This window comes from Cellulomonas sp. PS-H5 (genome assembly GCF_019265565.1).
Lineage (GTDB): Bacteria > Actinomycetota > Actinomycetes > Actinomycetales > Cellulomonadaceae > Cellulomonas.
In genome coordinates, this window is the sequence record NZ_JAHVCI010000004.1 from 77,763 (window position 1) to 95,975 (window position 18,213).

The window sequence follows — 18,213 nt, forward strand, 5'->3', positions numbered from 1 at the left end:
CGACGACGGGGGCGCGCGTCGGGGCCGTGGCCGGGGCGAATGCTCCGAGCCCGCGGGCACCGCCGACGGGCCCTTCGCCGCCCGGTCAGGCGCGGGTCAGGCGGAGGGTCACCACCTGGAACGGACCCAGGTCCAGCGCCAGCGCGCCGTCGCCCGCGTCGGCGAGCGGCGCCAGCGCCGCCACCTCCGGGTCCTCGCGCTCGAGCAGGTCGCGCACCGACGCCCCCGCGCAGGCGAAACCGGGTCGCACCACCGCCCGGGACCGCCCGCCGCGGGCCTCGTACAGCCGCACGACGACGTCCCCCGACCGGTCGTCGGCGAGCTTCACGGCCTCGACGACCGCGCCCTCGACGGCGACCAGCGGCTCGACCGGGCCCGCGCCCCGCACCCGGCGGGCCGGAAGATTGATCCGGTACCCCTCGCGCACGGCGTCGTCGACCCCCGCGCCGGGCACGAGCGCGTACCGCATCGTGTGCCGGCCCTGGTCGGTCTCCGGGTCGGGGTACCGCGGCGCGCGGACGAGCGACAGCCGGACCGTCGTGGCTCCCGCGCCCCGCGCGTCCCCCGGCCCGGGGCGGCCGACGTCGTGCCCGTAGGTCGAGTCGTTGACGACCGCGACGCCGTAGCCCGGCTCCGCGACGTGCAGCCACCGGTGCGCGCAGATCTCGAACCGGGCGGCGTCCCAGGACGTGTTGGTGTGGGTTGCCCGGTGCACGTGGCCGAACTGCGTCTCCGCCGTCGAGCGCTCGGCGTGCACCGCCAGCGGGAACGCCGCCTTGAGCAGGGTCTCGCGCTCGTGCCAGTCGACGTCGAGGGCCAGGTCGACCCGCCGCTCGCCCGCCACCAGCGCGATCGTCTGCACGTACGCCGAGCCGCCGTCGTGCCGGGTGACCCGCACCTCGGCGCGCGCGGGGTCCGCCTCGTCGACGTCCAGCGCGGTCACCGACCGGACCTCGCGCACCCGGTGCCGGTAGAACTCGTCGACGTCCCACGCGTCGAACCGCACGGGCTGGTCCGGGTGCAGCTGGAGCACGTTGGCGGCGGCGCCGGGGGCCAGCACCTCGCGGTCGGCGACGAGGTCCCGCACCGACCCGATCGTGCCGTCCGCGTCGACCCGCACCCGCAGCACGCCGTTGTCGAGCACGACGGCGTCGCCCTCGCGGGACACGGCCACGGCCCCCGGCGCCCCCTCGGCGATCCCCGCCGCCAGCGCCGGCACCCCGGCCCGGTCGTGCGGGGCCGCGTTCGCCAGCACCTCGACGTCGCCCGGCCCGGCGGCCGCGGCCAGCGCCTCGGCGACCAGCGCCTCGAGCTCGCCCGCCAGCCGGCGGTAGGTGTCCCGGGCCTCGCGGTGCACCCAGGCGATGCTGCTGCCGGGCAGGATGTCGTGGAACTGCAGCAGCAGGGTGTCCTGCCAGAGCCGGTCCAGGTGCTCGTACGGGTAGTCGGCCCCGGCGCGGACGGCGGCGGTCGCGGCCCACAGCTCGGCCTCGCGCAGCAGGTGCTCGGTGCGCCGGTTGCCCTGCTTCATGGCGAGCTGGCTGGTGTACGTGCCGCGGTGGAACTCCAGGTACATCTCGCCGGACCACACCGGTGCCTGCGGGTACTCGGCCTCGGCCGCGGCGAAGAACTCGGCCGGCGTCTCGACGACGACCCGCGGCGAGCCCTCCAGGTCGGCCACGCGGTGCGCGGTCTCCATCATCTCGCGGGTCGGGCCGCCGCCGCCGTCGCCGTAGCCGAACGGGAGCAGGCTGCGGTTGGCCGGCCCCGCGTCGGCGAAGTTCGCCACCCCGTAGGCCAGCTGCTCGCCGGAGAGCTTGGCCCCGTAGGTGTCGGCGGGCGGGAAGTGCGTGAACACCCGCGAGCCGTCGATGCCCTCCCACCAGAACGTGTGGTGCGGGAACCGGTTGGTGGTGTTCCAGGACATCTTCTGCGAGAGGAACCACCGCGCCCCGGCCAGCCGCGCGAGCTGCGGGAACGCGCCCGTGTAGCCGAAGGAGTCGGGCAGCCAGACCTCGGGCTGCTCCTCGACGCCGAGCTCCCGCGCGAAGTACCGCCGACCCTGCACGAGCTGCCGGGCGAGCGCCTCGCCGCCGGGCAGGTTGGTGTCGGACTCGACCCACATGCCGCCGACCGGCACGAACTGCCCCGACGCGACCTTCTCCTTGATCCGGGCGAACACGTGCGGGTGGTGCTCCTGGACCCACGCGTACTGCTGCGCGGACGAGCAGGCGAACCGCAGGTCCGGGTAGGCGTCGGCGAGCGCGGCGACGTTCGAGAACGTGCGGGCGCACTTGCGGACGGTCTCCCGCACCGGCCACATCCAGGCCGAGTCGATGTGCGCGTGGCCGACCGCCGAGACCCGGTGCGCGCTCGGGGCGGCGGGGGAGGCGAGCAGCTCGGCGAGCTCCGCCCGGGTGGCGGCGGCCGTGCCGGGGACGTCCCGGACGTCGAGCGCGTCGACGGCCCGCTCCAGACCGGCGCGGACCCGCTCGCGGCGCGGGTCGTTGACCGGGAGCTGGAGGGCGAGCTCGTGCAGCACCTGGACGTCGAGCGCCAGCGCCTGCACCTCCTCGTCCAGCACGGCGACCTCGGCCCGGGCGAGCCGGTAGAGCGGCACGTCCGGGACGGTGCCCAGGTCGCCGAGGTCGGTGGTGGGCGAGCCGCCGATCGACGGGTTGGCCGCGGCCTCGACGTACAGGTCGACCACCTCGCCGCCGCGGGCCGGGTCCGCGACGGGCACGTACAGGTTGCGCGGCTCGATGCCCTTGAGCGGCACGCCGTCGGGCGTGTAGACGAGCCCCTCCGCCTCGAAGCCGGGCCCGCCGGTGCGGAACCCGAGGTCGACGAGCACCTCGACGCGCCGGCCGGTCATCTCGGGCGGGACGACGCCACGCAGGCGGAACCAGCTCGTGGACCAGGCGCGGCCCCACGGCTCGCCGACGGCCGTCGGGGCGAACGGCAGCCGGACGGCCTCGGCGAACGGCACCGGCTCGCCGGGCAGGTGGGCGACCGTGACCTCCAGCGGGGTGCGGTGCGTGTGGACGACCGGGAGCACCCGGTCCCTCAGGACGCGGTCGATGCGGGCGGTGAGGTCGGACAGGGTGCGGTGCACGGCTCTCCTCGGCGTGGTGCCGCGCGGCTCCGTCCGCGGCGCGGGCCGGGCGGGCCCGCGTCCCGGGAACCGTGCGACGCCGGACGGATGTAGGAACGTTGCCACACTAGAGGATGTGCGACTTTGCACACCAGAGAAGCGCCGGGATGTGGGACGGGGCAGGCGGCACCACTTCCCCGCGCGCCGCAGGAGAACCGCTCCTACCCTCGCAGCGCGGGGTGCAGCAGTGGCGGCCCGCGCCGGAGCGGGGAGGCGGGACCGTGGACGTCACGATCGATCTGGGGCGGCCGACGCGGCCGTCGGTGATCGCCGTACGCGGCGACCTCGACGTGCACAGCGCGTCCGCCCTGCGCGAGGCGCTGCACTGCCTGCTGGGCGCGACCGGCGAGGAGCTCACGGTCGACGCGACCGCGGTGCGCGTCGTCGACGAGGCCGGGCGCAGCACGCTCGAGGCGGTGCAGCGGCACTGCCGGGAGTTCGGCGGCCAGGTCCGGCTGCCGGGCTGACCTCACGCCGGGCCGGAGGCCCACCCGGCCGGGCGGCGGGTCAGCGCGCGCGGAGCGCCGCGACCTGCGCGGCCGTGAGGCGGCGGTGCGGGACGCCGGCGAGCAGGAGCACGACCTGCGCGGCGGCCTCGAGCTCCTCGGCCAGGTCGAGCGCGGCCGGCAGGTGCGCCCCCGCGACCAGCGAGCCGTGGTTGGCCAGCAGCATCGCCGGCGCGTCGGCCGCCAGCGCCGCGACCCCCGCGGCCAGCGCCGCCGACCCCGGCAGCGCGAACGGCGCCACCGGCAGGTCGCCGAGCCGCATCACCTGGTACGGCGTCACCGCCGGCAGCGGCCCGGTCGCCGTCTCGCGCGGCAGGGCGGCGGGCTCCAGGCACGACGCGGCGACGGCGGCGGGGGAGTGCAGGTGCACCACCGCGACGGCGTCGGGGCGTGCGGCGTACACGGCGCGGTGCAGCGGGAGCTCCTTCGACGGGACCGGGTCGCTCGGGTCACCGCTCGGGGGCCCCGGCTCGACGGTCGCGACGGCCAGCTCCGCCGGGCGGACGCGCGAGAGGCTCGACCCGGTCGGGGTGATCAGCAGCGACGAGCCGATCCGGACGCTGACGTTCCCGGACCCGCCGGGTGACAGCCCGCGACCGGCCAGGTGCCGGCAGGCCGCGACCAGCGGCTCGCGGGCGGCGTCGACGGTCGCGGCCTCGAGCTCGAGCCCGCCCGGGCCGGGAGGGACGGCCCACGGGTCCCAGGTGCCCCTCGGGAGGTCCTCGGTCACGGGCACGCCTCCCACGCCGTCGTGAACAGGTCCGGGCCCCCGAAGTTGCCCGACTTGAGCAGCACCGCGACGGCCGGACCGTCGACCGGCACCATCCACGGGACGCCGGGCGCCGCGGCCGGCCCGACCCGCAGCACGCCGAGCCCGAGCGCGGTCGCGACGGCCCCCGAGGTCTCCCCGCCCGCGACCAGCAGCCGGCCGACGCCGAGGTCCCGGACGGCCCGCGCCGCGACCTCGCCCGCGGCGCGCTCCAGCGCCGCCGCCGCCCGCCGGACCCCCAGCCGCTCCTGGGTGCCGCGGACCGCGTCCGGGTCGGCCGACGACGACACGAGCACCGGGCCGGGGCCGTCCGCGTAGGCGGCGCGCAGGGCGTCGAGCACCGCGGTGAGCGTGCCGTCGGGGTCGGCGGCCAGGGCGTCGGCGTCGAGCGGGACCCGCGGGCCGGGGAACCGGTCGACCTGCTCGCGGGTGCGGGCCGAGCAGGAGCCGGACACGATCAGCGCCCGTCCGCGGGAGGCCCGGGGCGCGGGGGCGCCGGCCGGCTCCGCCGCGCCGGACGCCCAGGAGCGGGCGAGCGCGGCGGCGAACCCGGCCGCGCCACCGAGCAGCACCGGCCGCCCGTCGACCCGGGGCTCGCTGGACCCGGCGCCTGCCGACCCGGCGCCTGCCGACCCGGCGCCCGCCGGGTCGGTCCCGGCCGGCTCGGTCCCCGCGGCCACGCCACCCGCGCCACCGGCCCCGACGACCCGCGCCAGCGCGTCCAGGTCCTCGTCCGTCAGCGCGTCCGCCAGCACGTGCGCGACCCCGCTGCCGACGACCCGCGCCAGCGCAGCGCCGGCGTCCGGACCCCGCAGCGCCTCCCACGGCAGCAGCCCCACTCCCCGCGGCGTCTGCCGTCCCAGCACCCGCACGAGGTCGGGGTCGGTCATCGGCGTGAGGGGGTGCTGCCGGAGCGGCGACTCCGACAGCAGCCGGTCGCCGACGAACAGGTGCCCCTGGTACTGCGTCCGCCCGGCGCGCGGCGTCGCGGGCGTCCCGACCGCCACGGCCCCCGGCCCGAGCAGGTCGAGCAGCGCGTCGGCGACCGGCCCGATGGTGCCCTCGTCGGTGGAGTCGAACGTCGAGCAGTACTTCTGGTAGACGGCCGACGCGCCGCAGTCGCGCAGCCAGGACGCCGCCGCGACCGACTCCGCGACCGCCTGCGCCGCGGGCGCGGTGCGGGTGCGCAGCGCCACGACGGCGGCGTCGCACGGCGGCAGGTCGAGCCCCGGCCCCGGCACCCCGAGCACGACGACGGCGGAGCCGCCCGCGTCCCGGACGGCGTCGGCCAGGTCGCACGCGCCGGTGACGTCGTCGGCGACGACACCGAGCCGGGGTCCGGTCACGGCGTCGTCCCGGTGTCCGCGACGACGACCCGCTCGCACCGCTCGCGCAGCATCGCGAGCTGCTCCGGGGTCGCCTCGTCGTCGACGACCACGGCGTGCGCGTCCTCGAGCCCGAGCACCCGCATCGGCGCCCGCGCCGCGAGCTTGCGGTGGTCGAGCAGCAGGACGACGCGGTCGGCGATCGCGGCCATCGCCCGCTTGGTGTCGGCGTCCCAGGGGTCGGCGGAGTAGACGCCGCCCGGTCCCGCGGCGGTGGCGGACAGCACGGCGACGTCCACGGCCAGGTCCGCGAGGCCCGCGCGGGTGGCGGGGCCGGCGAACGAGCGGGTCGCCCGGTGGAACGTCCCGCCGAGCGCCACCACCTCGAGGTCGTCGCGGCCGGTGCACGCGGTGATGACCGGGACCGAGTGCGTGATCACGGTGAGCCCCTGGGGCAGCCGCCGGGCGAGGGCCGCCACCGTCGTGCCGGCGTCGAGCGCCACCACTCCCGCGTCGGCGAGCAGCGGCAGCGCGGCGCGGGCGATCGCGTCCTTCTCCCGGGCGGCCTCGCCCCGGCGCAGCTCGAACGGCGGGGCGGCGCTGCCGTCGACCAGCGACGCGCCGCCGACGACGCGCCGGACCCGGCCCTCGGCGGCGAGCTGCCCGAGGTCGCGGCGGATCGTCATCTCGGAGACGCCGAGCTCGGCCGCGGCGGTGCTCGACGAGACGTAGCCGGACTCCTCGAGCCGGCGCAGCAGCTCGTCCCGTCGGCGGGGGGCGGCGGAGTAGCGCACGGACGCCATCCAACGGTCGCCCGGCACGGATGTCAACGAGCGCACACGGTTGACCGATCTGTTCGATACCGCACAGACTGCTGCCGTGAGCCGCATGCTCGGCCTCGGCATCGACGTCGGGACCACGAACACGAAGGTCGCGCTCGTCGCTGCGCCGAGGTCGGCCGCCGACGGGGTCGTCGAGCTGCTCGCGGTGGCGTCCGCGCCGACGCCCGGGCCCGCGGACCTCGACCGGGTGCTGCGCCGGCTCGCCGTCCGCGCGCTGGCCGTGGCCGCCCGGGCCGACGCGGCCGAGCAGGCCCGCACGCCCCGCCCCGCCCGTCCCCGCCGGGCCGCCCCCGTCCCCCTCGCCGTCGGCGTCGCCTCGATGGCCGAGACCGGCGTCCCGCTCGACGCGCGCGACCGCCCCCTCGGGCCCTGGCTGCGCTGGGACGGCCAGCGGGCCGCGGCCGAGGCGGCGGCGCTCGCCGACCGGCTCGGCGCCACCGCGCTGTTCGAGGCCACCGGCGTCCGCCCGAGCGCCAAGGTCCCGCTCGCGACGCTGGCCTGGCTCGCCGCGCACGACCCCGACCGGCGCGGCGCGCTCGCCCGGTGGGCGGGGGTCGCCGACCTCGCGGCGCTCGGCCTGACGGGCGACCTCGTCACCGACCACACGCTCGCCGGCCGCTCGATGGCCTACCGCCTGCCCCCGGCGGACGCGGCGCTGCCGACCGCGTTCGACGCGGACCTGCTGGCCGAGGTCGGCCTGCGCACGGAGCACCTGCCGCGCGTCGCCGCGACCGGGTCCGTCGCCGGGACCGTCCGGCCGGGCGCCTGGGTCGCCGCCGGCCTGCGCGCCGGCACGCCGGTCACCGTCGCCGGCCACGACCACGCGGTCGGGGCGTGGGCCGCGGGCGTCCGGGAGCCCGGCAGCACCGCGGACTCGATCGGCACGGCGGAGGCGGTCTGCACGGTGCTGGCCGCCGACCCGGTGCGCGCCGCCGTCGCGCGCGCCGGGATGAGCCTGGTCCGCACCGTCGCCGGCCGGCCCGCGCTGCTCGCCGGGTCGTCGAGCGCGGGGGCGATGGTGCGGTGGTGGCTCGAGCACGAGGCGGGCGGACGCGCGGCGGAGGAGCTGTTCGCCGCGGTCGCCGCGCTGCCCGACGACGCCCGCCCCGACCGTGCCGCCGGACCGGTCGTCCTCCCGTACGTCTCGGGTCGCCAGACCCCCGACCCCGACCCGGCCGCCCGCGCCCGGGTCGTCGGCGACCGCGCGGCCCACGACGCGGTGGCGCTGACCGCCGCGATGGTCGACGGGCTCGCGCTGCAGGCCCGGTGGATGCTCGACGCGCAGCTGGCGCTGGGTGCCGCCGCCGACCCGACCCTGCGACCGGACCGGCTCGTCGTGCTCGGCGGCCCCGCGACCCGGAACGCGGCGTGGATGCGCGCCAAGGCCGAGCTGAGCCCGGTGCCGGTGCGGCTCGTCGACTGCGCCGAGCCGGTCGCGGCCGGCGCCGCGCTGCTGGCCCTGCACCGCGCCGGCCTGCTCGACCCGGACGACCCGCCCGTGCTGCCCGCCCTGCCCGGGCTGCCGGGCGGGGAGCCGCTGCCGCCCCCGCACCCCGACGCCGGCGCGGCGCTGGCCCGGTTCACCCGCGCCGCCCGCGACCCCGACGACCTCGCCCCGACCCCCGGAGGACACCCGTGACCGCACCGACGCTCGACGCCATCGCCCGCCCGTCCGGCGCGCTCGCGATGGTCGCGATGGACCAGCGCGAGAGCCTGCGCCACATGTTCGACCAGGCCGGCGCCGGCCGCGTCGACGACGAGCGCATGGTCGCGTTCAAGCTCGACGTCGCCCGGGCGCTGAGCCCGCTGGCCTCCGGGTTCCTCATCGACCGCGACTACGGCGTCGAGCGCGCGGCCCCGCTGCTGCCGCCGTCGTGCGGGCTGATCCTCGCCGCCGACGCGCTGGAGCAGGAGCCGGGCGGCCCGGTCGAGGAGACGGGGCTGGACGAGGTCGTCGTCGCCCCGGAGTCCGACCTGCACGGCGCCGTCGCGGTCAAGCTGCTGGTGATCTGGCGCCGGGACGCGCGCCGCGAGCAGCGCGTGGAGCTCGCCCGGCGGTTCATCGAGGTCGCCGCCGCGCGCGGGGTGCTGTCGGTGCTGGAGCCGGTGGTGCGGGCGACCCCCGAGGAGACGGCGGCGGGGACCTGGGACACCGAGGTCGCGATCGCGGAGGCCGCGCGCGAGCTGTCCGCGCTCCGCCCGAGCCTCTACAAGGTGCAGGTGCCGCTGGGCGGCCGCGCCGATCCGGCGGAGCTCGAGCGGGCGTGCGCCACGCTCGGCGAGGCGGTCACCGGACCGTGGGTCGTGCTGTCGCAGGGCGTCGACCGCGACGACTTCGCCGGCGCCGTGCGCGCGGCCTGCCGGGGCGGGGCGAGCGGGTTCCTGGCCGGGCGGGCGCTGTGGAGCGACGTCGTCGGCCGCCCCGACGTGCCGGCCGCGCTCGCGGAGGTGTCGGTGCCGCGGCTGGAGCGGCTGGTCGAGCTGGTCGACGCGGAGGCCCGGCCGTGGACCGCGGCGTGACGGCCGCGCCCGCGGCGCCCGGGTCGGCCGGCACCGCCGGGCTGCTGCACACCGTCCCGGCGCTCGCGGCCCGGTTCGACGCCGACCTCGACGCCGCGGCCCCGGGCCTGCGCCGGGTGCACGTGGTCGACGGGTGGCTGCTGGCCACCGCCGTGGCGTCCGGCGTCACGCCCGAGGTCGAGGCGGCGGTGCTCGCCCACGTCCGGCACCTCGCCGACGCGGGCGCGTCCGCGGTCCTCGTCACCTGCTCGTCCGTCGGCGAGGCGGCCGAGGCCGCGGCGGCGCACGTCGACGTCCCCGTGCTCCGCGTCGACGCCCCGATGGCGCGGGAGGCGGTCGCCGCGGCCGCGGCTCCCGGCGCTCGCGGCCGGGTGGCCGTCCTCGCCACGCTCGCCTCGACGCTCGGTCCGACCGGCCGGCTCGTCGCGCGCGCCGCGGCGGACGCGGGCGCGGCGGTCGAGGTCGACGCCCGGGTGGTCGACGGCGCCGCGGCCGCGCGGGAGGCCGGGGACGGCGACCGGGCCGACGCCCTCGTGGCCCGGGCGGTCGCGGAGGCCGCGGCCGGGGCCGACGCGGTGGTGCTGGCGCAGGCGTCGATGGCGGGCGCGGCCGCGCGGGTGCAGGTGGCCGTCCCGGTCCTCACCTCGCCCGCGGGCGGGCTGGCGGCGCTGGTCGCCGCGCTGGCGGGAGGCACCCGGTGACCGCCGCCGACCACGGGGTGCACCTGCTCGCCTACACCGAGCGGCTCGGCGGCGACCTCGCGGGTGTCCGCGCTCTGCTCCGCGACGGCCCGCTCGCGGTGTTCCGCGGCGTCCACCTGCTGCCGTTCTTCGTGCCGTTCGACGGCGACGACGCCGGCTTCGACCCGGTCGACCACAACGCCGTCGACCCGCGCCTCGGCACGTGGGACGACGTGCGGGCGCTCGCCGCCGACGGCGTGCACGTGACCGCGGACCTCATCGTCAACCACGTGTCGGCGGACTCGGCCGAGTTCCGCGACTGGCTCGCCCGGGGCGCGCAGTCGCCGTCCGACGGCATGTTCCTCACCTACGACACGGTGTTCCCGGACGGTGCCGGCGAGCGCGAGATCACGGCGTTCTACCGGCCGCGGCTCGGCCTGCCGTTCACGCCGTACCAGCGGGCCGACGGCACCCGGCGGCTGGTGTGGACGACGTTCATGCCCACACAGGTCGACCTCGACGTGCAGCACCCGGCCGCGCGCGCCTACCTGCGCCGCACCCTGCGCACCCTCGCCGACGGCGGGGTGTCGACGGTCCGGCTGGACGCGGTCGGCTACGCGGTGAAGATGCCGGGCACCGACTCGTTCATGACGCGGGAGACGCTGGCCTTCGTCGAGGACATCACCGCCCTCGCGCACGCCGAGGGGCTGCAGGTGCTGGTCGAGGTGCACGCGCACCACACCCAGCAGGCGGCGATCGCCCCGCTGGTGGACCTGGTCTACGACTTCGCGCTGCCGCCGCTGCTGCTGCACGGCCTGGCGACGGGGGAGACGGCCCGGCTCGCGCACTGGCTGGACATCCGTCCCCGCAACGCGATCACCGTGCTCGACACCCACGACGGCATCGGAGTGATCGACGCGGGACCGGCGGGCGACCGGCCCGGCCTGCTGTCGACCGCGGAGATGGCGGGCGTCTTCGCCGAGGCGGAGCGCCGGACCGCGGGCCGGTCGGCGCTCGCGTCCACCACGCCCGCGTGGGCGGCGATGCCGCACCAGATCAACGCGACGTTCTTCTCGGTGCTCGGCGAGGACCCGGTCGCGTACCTGCTCGCCCGCGCCGTGCAGCTGTTCGTGCCTGGCCGCCCGCAGATCTACTACGTCGGGCTGCTCGCCGGGACGGACGACATGGAGCGGTTCGCCCGCACCGGGCAGGGCCGCGAGGTGAACCGGCACGGCTACGACGCGGCCGAGCTCGCCGCGGCGCTCGCGGGCGAGGTGACGCGGGCGCAGCTCGGGCTCGTCGCGCTGCGCACCCGGCACCCGGCGTTCGGGGGCGCGTTCGCGTCCCGGGAGGACGGGCCGGGGCGGCTGGTGCTCGGCTGGGACGACGGCGCGGGGGCGACGGCGGTGCTGAGCGTGGACCTGACGCCGGGGGCGCCGGCGTTCGTGATCGAGGTGGCCGGGGGGCCCGAGGGCGACGCGCGGTACGCGACGGTCGCGGACCTGGCGGCGCTCGCGGAGGACGGGGCGGGCCGAGGCTGACGGGCGGGTCCGGTGCCGTGCGGGGCTGCACCCGCGGCGCGGTCGCCGGTCCGCCGGTCCCGCGCTCGCGGCGCCCGGTCACACCGCCCGCACCCCGACGAGCCGCTCCGTCTCCTCCCAGACCCGCCGGGCCTCGTCCGCGCTCCGCAGCGACCGGTACAGCCGCTGCTCGGCCGGCGCGCCCGCCAGGTGGCCGAGCCCGCGGGGGCCGTACAGCCGCCCGCCCCGCACCTCGGGCGACGTGGCGGCGTAGAGCGCCGGCAGCCCGGCGGACGTCGGCGTGCCGGCGATGCCCCACGCCGACAGCCGGCGGATCAGCCGCACCTCGCGGGTGTCGCCCGCCCGGCCCACCTCGGGCCGCGCGGCGAGCAGGCTGGTCGGCGCGACGCCCGGGTGCGACAGCACGCTGGTGATCCCCCAGCCGGCGGCCTCGCTCCGGCGCGCGAGCTCCAGGCCGAACAGCCCGTACGCGATCTTCGACGACCGGTACGCCGCCATGCCGTCGTACGACCGCTCCCAGCTCAGGTCGTCCCAGTGCACGCGGCCGCGCGCGGCGGCGATGCTGAGCTGCGACACCACCCGGGCTTGCCCGGCGCGGAGCAGCGGCAGCAGGTGCAGCACCAGCGCGGCGTGGCCGAGGTGGTTGGTGCCGAGCTGCAGCTCGAAGCCGTCGGCGGTGGTCTGCCGGTCGGGCGGGGTCATCACGCCCGCGTTGCCGACCAGCAGGTGCACCGGCCGGTCCTCGTCGAGCAGCGTGCGGCCCAGCGCGGCGACCGAGTCGAGGGAGGACAGGTCGAGGGTGCGCAGGGAGACGTCGGCGCCCGGGGCCGCTGCGCGGATCGCGGCGAGGGCGGCCTCGCCCTTGCGGGGGTTGCGGACCGGCAGCACGACCTCGGCGCCGGCGGCGGCCAGGCGGGTGGCGATGCCGAGCCCGATGCCGTCGCTGCCGCCGGTGACGACGGCGCGGCGACCGGACTGGTCGGGGACGGTGAGGTCGAAGCGGGACACGGTGGCTCCTCGGGGTGCGGCGGTCGGGGTGGCACCACCGTCGCCGCGGGCGCGGGGCGGATCCAGGGCGCGCTCATCCACGGATCGCCGGGCCGTGGCTCCGGGGCGCCGGGCAGGGTAGGAACGACGGCGGGGCCGGGCGGACGCGCCGGCCGGATCGCGGGAGGGCGGCGCATGGAGATCGACCGGGCGGGGCTCGCGGAGTTCCTCCGCCGCCGGCGGGAGTCGCTGCAGCCCGAGGACGTGGGCCTGCCGCGCGGGCCGCGCCGCCGCACGGACGGCCTGCGCCGGGAGGAGGTCGCGGTGCTCTGCCACATGTCGACCGACTACTACGCGCGGCTCGAGCGGGAGCGCGGCCCGCAGCCGTCCGAGCAGATGATCGCCTCGATCGCGCAGGGCCTGCACCTGTCCCTCGGCGAGCGGGACCACCTGTTCCGGCTCGCCGGCCACCACCCGCCGGCCCGCGGCGCGAGCGGGGAGCACGTCGGCCCGGCGCTGCTGCGGATCCTCGACCGGCTGCAGGACACCCCGGCCGAGGTCGTCACCGAGACGGGCGAGACCCTGCGGCAGACCCCGGCGGGCGTCGCGCTGACCGGCGACACCACCCGGTTCACCGGGCCGTCGCGCAGCCTGGGGTACCGGTGGTTCGCCGACCCGGGCGCCCGGGACCTGTACGAGCCGGAGGACCACGCCTTCCTGTCCCGGCTGTACGCCTCCGGGCTCCGCGAGGTGCTGACCCGGCGCGGCCCCGGCTCGCGCGCGGCGCGGTACGCCGAGCTGCTGCTCGACCGGAGCGCGGAGTTCCGCGAGCTGTGGGAGCGGCACGAGGTCGGGCTGCGCCCGCGGGAGACCAAGCGGTTCGTGCACCCGGAGGTCGGCGCGCTGGAGCTGAGCTGCCAGACGCTCGTGGACCCGGAGCAGTCGCACCTGATGCTGGTCTACACCGCCGTGCCGGGCAGCGAGAGCGCGGAGAAGCTGCGGCTGCTCGCGGTCGTGGGCCGGCAGCGGCTGGGCGCGCTGGCGGACGGCTAGCCGCCCGGGCAGTCGCCGCTGCCGCTGTAGCAGGGGACGTAGTCCGGCCCGGGCCGGTTGTCGGGCGGGTCGACGGCGAACCGGTCCGACGGCACCGCGAACAGGACCGCCGCCACCAGCCCGACGGCCAGCAGCGCCGTGCCCGCCACGACGGCCCTGGTGTGCTCGCCGATGATCGCCGCGCCCGTGCCGACGAGCAGGAGCGCGACGCACGCGGTCGCGGTGACGACGTACCGGGTGCCGTCCGCCGGGCTCGCGACGTTCTGCTCGCCGAAGAACGCCAGGTACACGTCGAGGTACTGCCAGAACAGCACCGGGATCAGCGCCGCCCCGCCGAGCAGCGCGACGACCTCGACCACGCGGGCTCGGTCGGAGCGGCGCCGGTCGCGCACGGCGTGGGCCCCGGGGTCCGGGGGCGCCGGGCGCGCGGGGTCCCGGTCGTCGTCCAACCGTGCCTCGGCCATCGCGCCCCCGTCCGTCGTGCTGCCGAGTGTGGCAGGGCTCCGGCCGCCCGCGGGCGCGTTCCGGCGGCGGGATCCGGCGGCGGGATCCGGCGGCGGGATCAGGCGGCACGTGCGCGTTGCGCCGCCTCGCCCCGGTGTGGTCGGATAGCGATATGGCAACGATGCCACATCGACCGACCAGCGACGACGCCCCGGCCCCCGCGCGCCCCCACGACGGGCGCGTCCTCGACCTCGCCGGCCCCGGCTGGCTCGTCCGCGAGGCGCTCGGCGACACCTGGCAGTGGTACGTCGACGCGCCGGTCGCGGCTCGGAACAACGCCGCCGACGCCGCCCGGGCCGTCGCCGCCGCGCCCGGTTGGTGGCCGGCGACCGTCCCCGGCTCCGTGGTCACCGACCTGGCGCACGCCGGCGAGCTGCCCGACCCGTACCGCGACCGGAACAGCCGCGCCGCCGAGTGGACCGGCGCCCGGCACTGGGTCCACCGCCGCCGCGTCGACCTGCCGGCGCTCGGGCCGGGGGAGCGGGCGGTGCTGGAGCTCGACGGCGTCGACCCGTCGGGCACCGTGCTCTGGGACGGGGAGCCGCTCGGCCGGGTCGAGGGGCTGTACCACCGGTTCCGGGCGGAGCTCCCGGCGGCCGCGGAGACCCCGGGCGCGCACCGGCTGGCCGTCGTCGTCGACCCGGTGCCGCCGAACGAGCCGCAGGTCGGTCGCACCGAGCGCGTCCGGGCGCACCGGCCGCGGATGACCGAGGGCTGGGACTTCTGCCCGCGGCTGCCGCACCAGGGCCTGTGGCGCCCGGCCCGCGTCGTGCTCGACCGGGTGCACCTCGCGGAGGTGACGGTGCGCGCGGACCTCGTGGCCGCCGAGGTCGGTGGTTCGGCTCGAGATCGGTGCTCGGAAGCACCGATCTCGGCCGGAAGCACCGATCTCGGGGCCGCGATCGACGGGACCGTGCGGGTGCGCGGGGTCGTCGAGGTCGGGGACGACGGGGACGCCGCGGTCGACGTGGAGGTGGTCGACTCCTCCGGCGCCGTCGTGGCCGCCCGACGCGTCGACCTCCCCGGTGCCCTCGGTGCCCCCGGCGCCCCCCGCCCCCACCTCCCGGGCGCGCCCGCCGCCCGCCCGCTCGACGTCACCCTCCGCGTCCCCGCGCCCGACCTCTGGTGGCCCCGCCACCTCGGCACCCCCACGACGTACGCCGTCCGCCTGGCCGTCGCCGGCGGCGGCCGCGAGCTGTGGCGCGGCACGACCGGCTTCCGCACCGCGCGCCTCGTCCCGAACGCGGGCGCTCCCGGCGACGCCCGCGGGTACACCGCGGAGGTCAACGGCGTGCGGCTCCCGCTCGTCGGCTGGAACTGGGCGCCCGCCGACGCCCAGTACGGCACGATCACCCGCGACCGCGTCGAGCACCTGGTCGGGCTGGCCGCCGCGTCGGGCGCGGCGCTGCTGCGGGTGTGGGGCGGCGGGCTGGTCGAGACCGAGGAGTTCTACGACGCCTGCGACCGCGCCGGGCTGCTGGTCTGGCAGGAGCTGTCCCAGTCGTCGTCGGGCATGCAGAGCGCCCCGAGCGAGGACCCGGCGTTCGTCGACCTCATGCGGTGCGAGGCCGCGGTCGTGGTGCCGCCGCGCACGCACCACCCGAGCCTCCTGGTCTGGGGCGGCGGCAACGAGCTCGACCTCGACGGCGTCCCCCTGGACGAGGACCGGTCGCCGGCGCTGGCGGCGCTGCGCGACGAGGTCGCCCGACTCGACCCCGGCCGCGCGTGGCTGCCGACGTCGCCGACGGGCCCGGCGTTCCACCACCGGGCCGACGTCATCGCCGCCGCCCCGGACGACCAGCACGACGTGCACGGCCCCTGGGAGCACCAGGGGCTGACGGGCCAGCACGCCCTGGCGGACGCGGGCACCTGCCTCGCGCACAGCGAGTTCGGCGTCGAGGGCATGGCCAACCGCCGGCTGCTCGACCACCTGGTGCCCGCCGACCGGGTGTGGCCGCTCGACCGGTCGAACCCCGTGCACCGGCACCTCGGCGAGTGGTGGGACAACGCCCCGCTGGTGCAGCAGTGCTTCGGTGGCCGGCTCGCCGACGTCGACGGCTACCGGCGCGCGAGCCAGCACCTGCAGGCGACCGGCCTGGCGTACGCGGTCGAGGCGGACCGGCGCCGGTGGCCGCGCTGCTCGTTGGTGCTGCCGTGGCAGCTCGCCGAGTCGTACCCGAACACGTGGTGCACCGCGGTGGTCGACCACCTCGGCGACCCGAAGCCGGCGTTCCACGCGGTCGCGCGCGCCTTCGCCCCCGACCGCGCGACGCTGCGCACCGCGACCACCGCCTGGGGCGGCCGGGCGCACGCCGCGGCGGAGGTCTGGCTGTGGTCCGACGCGGGTGTCCCGGCCGGCTCGCGCGTGGTCGCCCGGCTGCGGACCGCCGACGGCGACGTGCTGGCCGAGCGCCGGTGGGCGGTGCCGGAGGCGGTGCGGGAGCCGCGCCCGGTCGGCGACCTCCGGCACCCCGCGGCCGCGCTGCCCGGGGCGGCCGTGCTGCTCTGGGAGGTGGTGTGGACCGCCTCGGACGGGGAGCGGCTGGACCATGAGGTGGTCGTGGCCACGTCGGCCGCCGACCTGTCGCCGCTGCTCGACCTCGCGCCGGCGACCGTCGCCGTCGCCGTGCGCCCGGACGGCCCGGACGCGGCGCTCGTCGAGGTGGCGCACCGCGCCGGGCCGGCGGTCGTCGGCCTCGCGCTGCTCGACGCCCGGCCCGCCGGAGCGCCCGGCCGGGCGGTCCTCGACGGCGACCCGCGGCCGCTGCTCCCCGGCGCCACCCGCACGCTCCGGGCCCGCTGGACCGCCGCGCCCGAGGACCGCCGGCTCGTCCTCGAGGCCTGGAACCTCCCGGCCGCCGACCTCGCCCCGCCCATCCCCGCCCCGCCCATCCCCGCCCCGCCCATCCCCGCCCCGCGCATCCCCCAGGAGGCCCGCCCGTGACCACGACCTTCCCGCCCGGCTTCCTCTGGGGCGCCGCCACCTCGGCGTACCAGGTGGAGGGCAGCCTCGACGCCGACGGCCGCGGCCGCTCGGTCTGGGAGGAGTTCGCCGCGCGACCCGGCGCCGTCGAGGGCGGCGGCGACGGCTCGCGCGCCTGCGACTCGTACCGGCGCTGGCGCGAGGACGTCGACCTGGTCGCGGAGCTCGGGCTGCGCGCGTACCGGTTCTCGGTGGCGTGGGCCCGGGTCGTGCCGGAGGGCCGCGGGCGCGTCGAGCGCCGCGGGCTCGACCACTACGAGCGGGTCGTCGACGCCCTGCTCGAGCGCGGCGTCGAGCCGGTGCTCACCCTCAACCACTGGGACATGCCGCAGGCGCTCATGGCGGACGGCGGCTGGGCCGGCCGGTCGTCCGTCGACGCGTTCGCCGAGTACGCCGACGCGGTCGCCGGGCGGCTGGGCGACCGGGTGACGTGGTGGGTCACGCAGAACGAGCCGTGGATCGTCGCCCTGCTCGGCTACCAGCTCGGCCTGCACGCGCCGGGGGTCGCCGACCTCGGCGCCGCGGTCGCCGCCTCGCACCACGTGCTGCTCGGCCACGGCGCCGCGGCGGACGCGGTCAAGGCCCACGCGCCCGGCGCCCGCACCGGCTGCGCGCTGAGCCTGTTCCCGTGCGACCCGGCGACGGGCTCCGCCGAGGACGCGGCGGCGGCGTGGGGCTCGGACGGCTACGTGAACCGGTGGTCGCTCGACCCGCTCGCGGGCCGCGGCTACCCGGACGACGTGCGGGCGCACTGGGAGCGCGCGCTCGGGTGGTCGCTGGACGACGTGATCCGCCCCGGCGACGAGGACCGGATCGGCGGCCGGCAGGACTGGATCGGCGTGAACTACTACACGCGCCGCGTCGTGGCCGCCGCGCCGACCGGACCGGATCGGCCGTTCCCGTGGCAGGTCGTCGGGCCGGCGGGCGACGTGCGGCGCACCGACGAGGGCTGGGAGATCGTGCCCGACGCCCTGCGCGACCTGCTGCTCCGGCTGCACCGCGACCACCCGGGCACCCCGCTGATGATCACCGAGAACGGCGGCGTCTTCGGCGACGGGCCCACCCACGACGGGCGGGTGCACGACGTCCGCCGCACCGACCTGCTGCTGGGCCACCTGCGGGCCGTGCACGAGGCGATGGCGGCCGGCGCACCCGTCGTCGGGTACCTGCACTGGTCCCTGCTGGACAACTTCGAGTGGTCGCTCGGGTACCGGCCCCGGTTCGGGCTCGTGCACGTCGACTACCCGACCGGCCTGCGGACCGTGAAGGACTCCGGGCGGGTGTATGCGGAGATCGCCCGCACCGGCTCGCTGCCCGACGCCGCGCCCGCGACCGCCCCGTTCGGCTGA

14 protein-coding genes are annotated in these 18,213 nt (G+C 78.4%); 8 read left to right on the plus strand and 6 right to left on the minus strand.

What is annotated here, in order from left to right:
- Positions 1-85: 85 nt before the first annotated feature.
- A complete protein-coding gene (locus J5O08_RS03480) occupies positions 86-3,115 on the minus strand; it encodes a glycoside hydrolase family 38 C-terminal domain-containing protein (protein WP_218705446.1) in 3,030 nt (1,009 codons plus the stop codon).
- A gap of 260 nt (positions 3,116-3,375) precedes the next feature.
- On the opposite strand from J5O08_RS03480, the gene J5O08_RS03485 reads away from it, so the two are divergent.
- The gene (locus J5O08_RS03485; protein ID WP_218705447.1) at positions 3,376-3,621 is read left to right on the plus strand and encodes an STAS domain-containing protein; all 246 of its coding nucleotides are present in this window, start codon (positions 3,376-3,378) and stop codon (positions 3,619-3,621) included.
- A gap of 40 nt (positions 3,622-3,661) precedes the next feature.
- Here the strand turns inward: J5O08_RS03485 and J5O08_RS03490 are convergent, their stop codons facing one another.
- Genes J5O08_RS03490 through J5O08_RS03500 form a run of 3 tightly spaced genes read right to left on the minus strand, consistent with a single transcriptional unit; the run spans position 3,662 to position 6,548 of the window.
- Positions 3,662-4,390 carry a class II aldolase/adducin family protein gene (locus J5O08_RS03490; RefSeq protein WP_218705448.1) on the minus strand — a complete coding sequence of 243 codons (729 nt, stop codon included), beginning with the start codon at positions 4,388-4,390 and terminating at the stop codon, positions 3,662-3,664.
- Positions 4,387-5,775: a four-carbon acid sugar kinase family protein gene (locus tag J5O08_RS21510; RefSeq protein ID WP_218705449.1), complete on the minus strand. Its 1,389-nt coding sequence runs from the start codon at positions 5,773-5,775 to the stop codon at positions 4,387-4,389. Before J5O08_RS21510 ends, J5O08_RS03490 begins: the two co-directional genes overlap by 4 nt.
- Complete coding sequence (locus J5O08_RS03500) at positions 5,772-6,548, minus strand: DeoR/GlpR family DNA-binding transcription regulator (RefSeq protein WP_218705450.1); 777 nt, start codon at positions 6,546-6,548, stop codon at positions 5,772-5,774. Before J5O08_RS03500 ends, J5O08_RS21510 begins: the two co-directional genes overlap by 4 nt.
- Before the next feature lie 94 nt (positions 6,549-6,642).
- On the opposite strand from J5O08_RS03500, the gene J5O08_RS03505 reads away from it, so the two are divergent.
- Genes J5O08_RS03505 through J5O08_RS03520 form a run of 4 tightly spaced genes read left to right on the plus strand, consistent with a single transcriptional unit; the run spans position 6,643 to position 11,337 of the window.
- A complete protein-coding gene (locus J5O08_RS03505) occupies positions 6,643-8,235 on the plus strand; it encodes an L-fuculokinase (protein WP_218705487.1) in 1,593 nt (530 codons plus the stop codon).
- A complete protein-coding gene (locus J5O08_RS03510) occupies positions 8,232-9,116 on the plus strand; it encodes a hypothetical protein (protein WP_308281311.1) in 885 nt (294 codons plus the stop codon). Before J5O08_RS03505 ends, J5O08_RS03510 begins: the two co-directional genes overlap by 4 nt.
- Positions 9,113-9,817 (plus strand): aspartate/glutamate racemase family protein, encoded by a 705-nt coding sequence (locus J5O08_RS03515; RefSeq protein ID WP_218705451.1) that lies wholly within the window; start codon positions 9,113-9,115, stop codon positions 9,815-9,817. Before J5O08_RS03510 ends, J5O08_RS03515 begins: the two co-directional genes overlap by 4 nt.
- A complete protein-coding gene (locus J5O08_RS03520; protein ID WP_218705452.1) occupies positions 9,814-11,337 on the plus strand; it encodes an alpha-amylase family glycosyl hydrolase in 1,524 nt (507 codons plus the stop codon). Before J5O08_RS03515 ends, J5O08_RS03520 begins: the two co-directional genes overlap by 4 nt.
- Positions 11,338-11,415: 78 nt before the next feature.
- Here the strand turns inward: J5O08_RS03520 and J5O08_RS03525 are convergent, their stop codons facing one another.
- Entirely contained in the window at positions 11,416-12,345 is a 930-nt protein-coding gene (locus tag J5O08_RS03525; protein WP_218705453.1) for an SDR family oxidoreductase, read from the minus strand.
- A 174-nt stretch (positions 12,346-12,519) separates the two neighbouring features.
- On the opposite strand from J5O08_RS03525, the gene J5O08_RS03530 reads away from it, so the two are divergent.
- The gene (locus J5O08_RS03530; RefSeq protein WP_218705454.1) at positions 12,520-13,377 is read left to right on the plus strand and encodes a helix-turn-helix transcriptional regulator; all 858 of its coding nucleotides are present in this window, start codon (positions 12,520-12,522) and stop codon (positions 13,375-13,377) included.
- On the opposite strand, the gene J5O08_RS03535 is transcribed toward J5O08_RS03530, so the two are convergent.
- Complete coding sequence (locus J5O08_RS03535) at positions 13,374-13,841, minus strand: DUF6234 family protein (protein ID WP_218705455.1); 468 nt, start codon at positions 13,839-13,841, stop codon at positions 13,374-13,376. The two genes, J5O08_RS03530 and J5O08_RS03535, sit on opposite strands and share 4 nt — an antisense overlap.
- A gap of 161 nt (positions 13,842-14,002) precedes the next feature.
- Here J5O08_RS03535 and J5O08_RS03540 point away from each other — a divergent pair, with 161 nt between their 5' ends.
- Both J5O08_RS03540 and J5O08_RS03545 read left to right on the plus strand, forming a co-directional pair.
- Positions 14,003-16,825 (plus strand): hypothetical protein, encoded by a 2,823-nt coding sequence (locus tag J5O08_RS03540; protein ID WP_218705456.1) that lies wholly within the window; start codon positions 14,003-14,005, stop codon positions 16,823-16,825.
- A complete protein-coding gene (locus J5O08_RS03545) occupies positions 16,822-18,213 on the plus strand; it encodes a GH1 family beta-glucosidase (RefSeq protein ID WP_218705457.1) in 1,392 nt (463 codons plus the stop codon). The genes J5O08_RS03540 and J5O08_RS03545 overlap by 4 nt, the downstream gene beginning before the upstream one ends.

What these genes read in the sequence shown, in the direction of transcription:
- J5O08_RS03505 (WP_218705487.1), top strand. Translation starts at nt 6,643, where the DNA reads ATGCTCGGCCTCGGCATCGACGTCGGGACCACGAACACGAAGGTCGCG.
- J5O08_RS03530 (WP_218705454.1), top strand. Translation starts at nt 12,520, where the DNA reads ATGGAGATCGACCGGGCGGGGCTCGCGGAGTTCCTCCGCCGCCGGCGG.
- J5O08_RS03535 (WP_218705455.1), bottom strand. Translation starts at nt 13,841, where the DNA reads ATGGCCGAGGCACGGTTGGACGACGACCGGGACCCCGCGCGCCCGGCG.
- J5O08_RS03540 (WP_218705456.1), top strand. Translation starts at nt 14,003, where the DNA reads ATGCCACATCGACCGACCAGCGACGACGCCCCGGCCCCCGCGCGCCCC.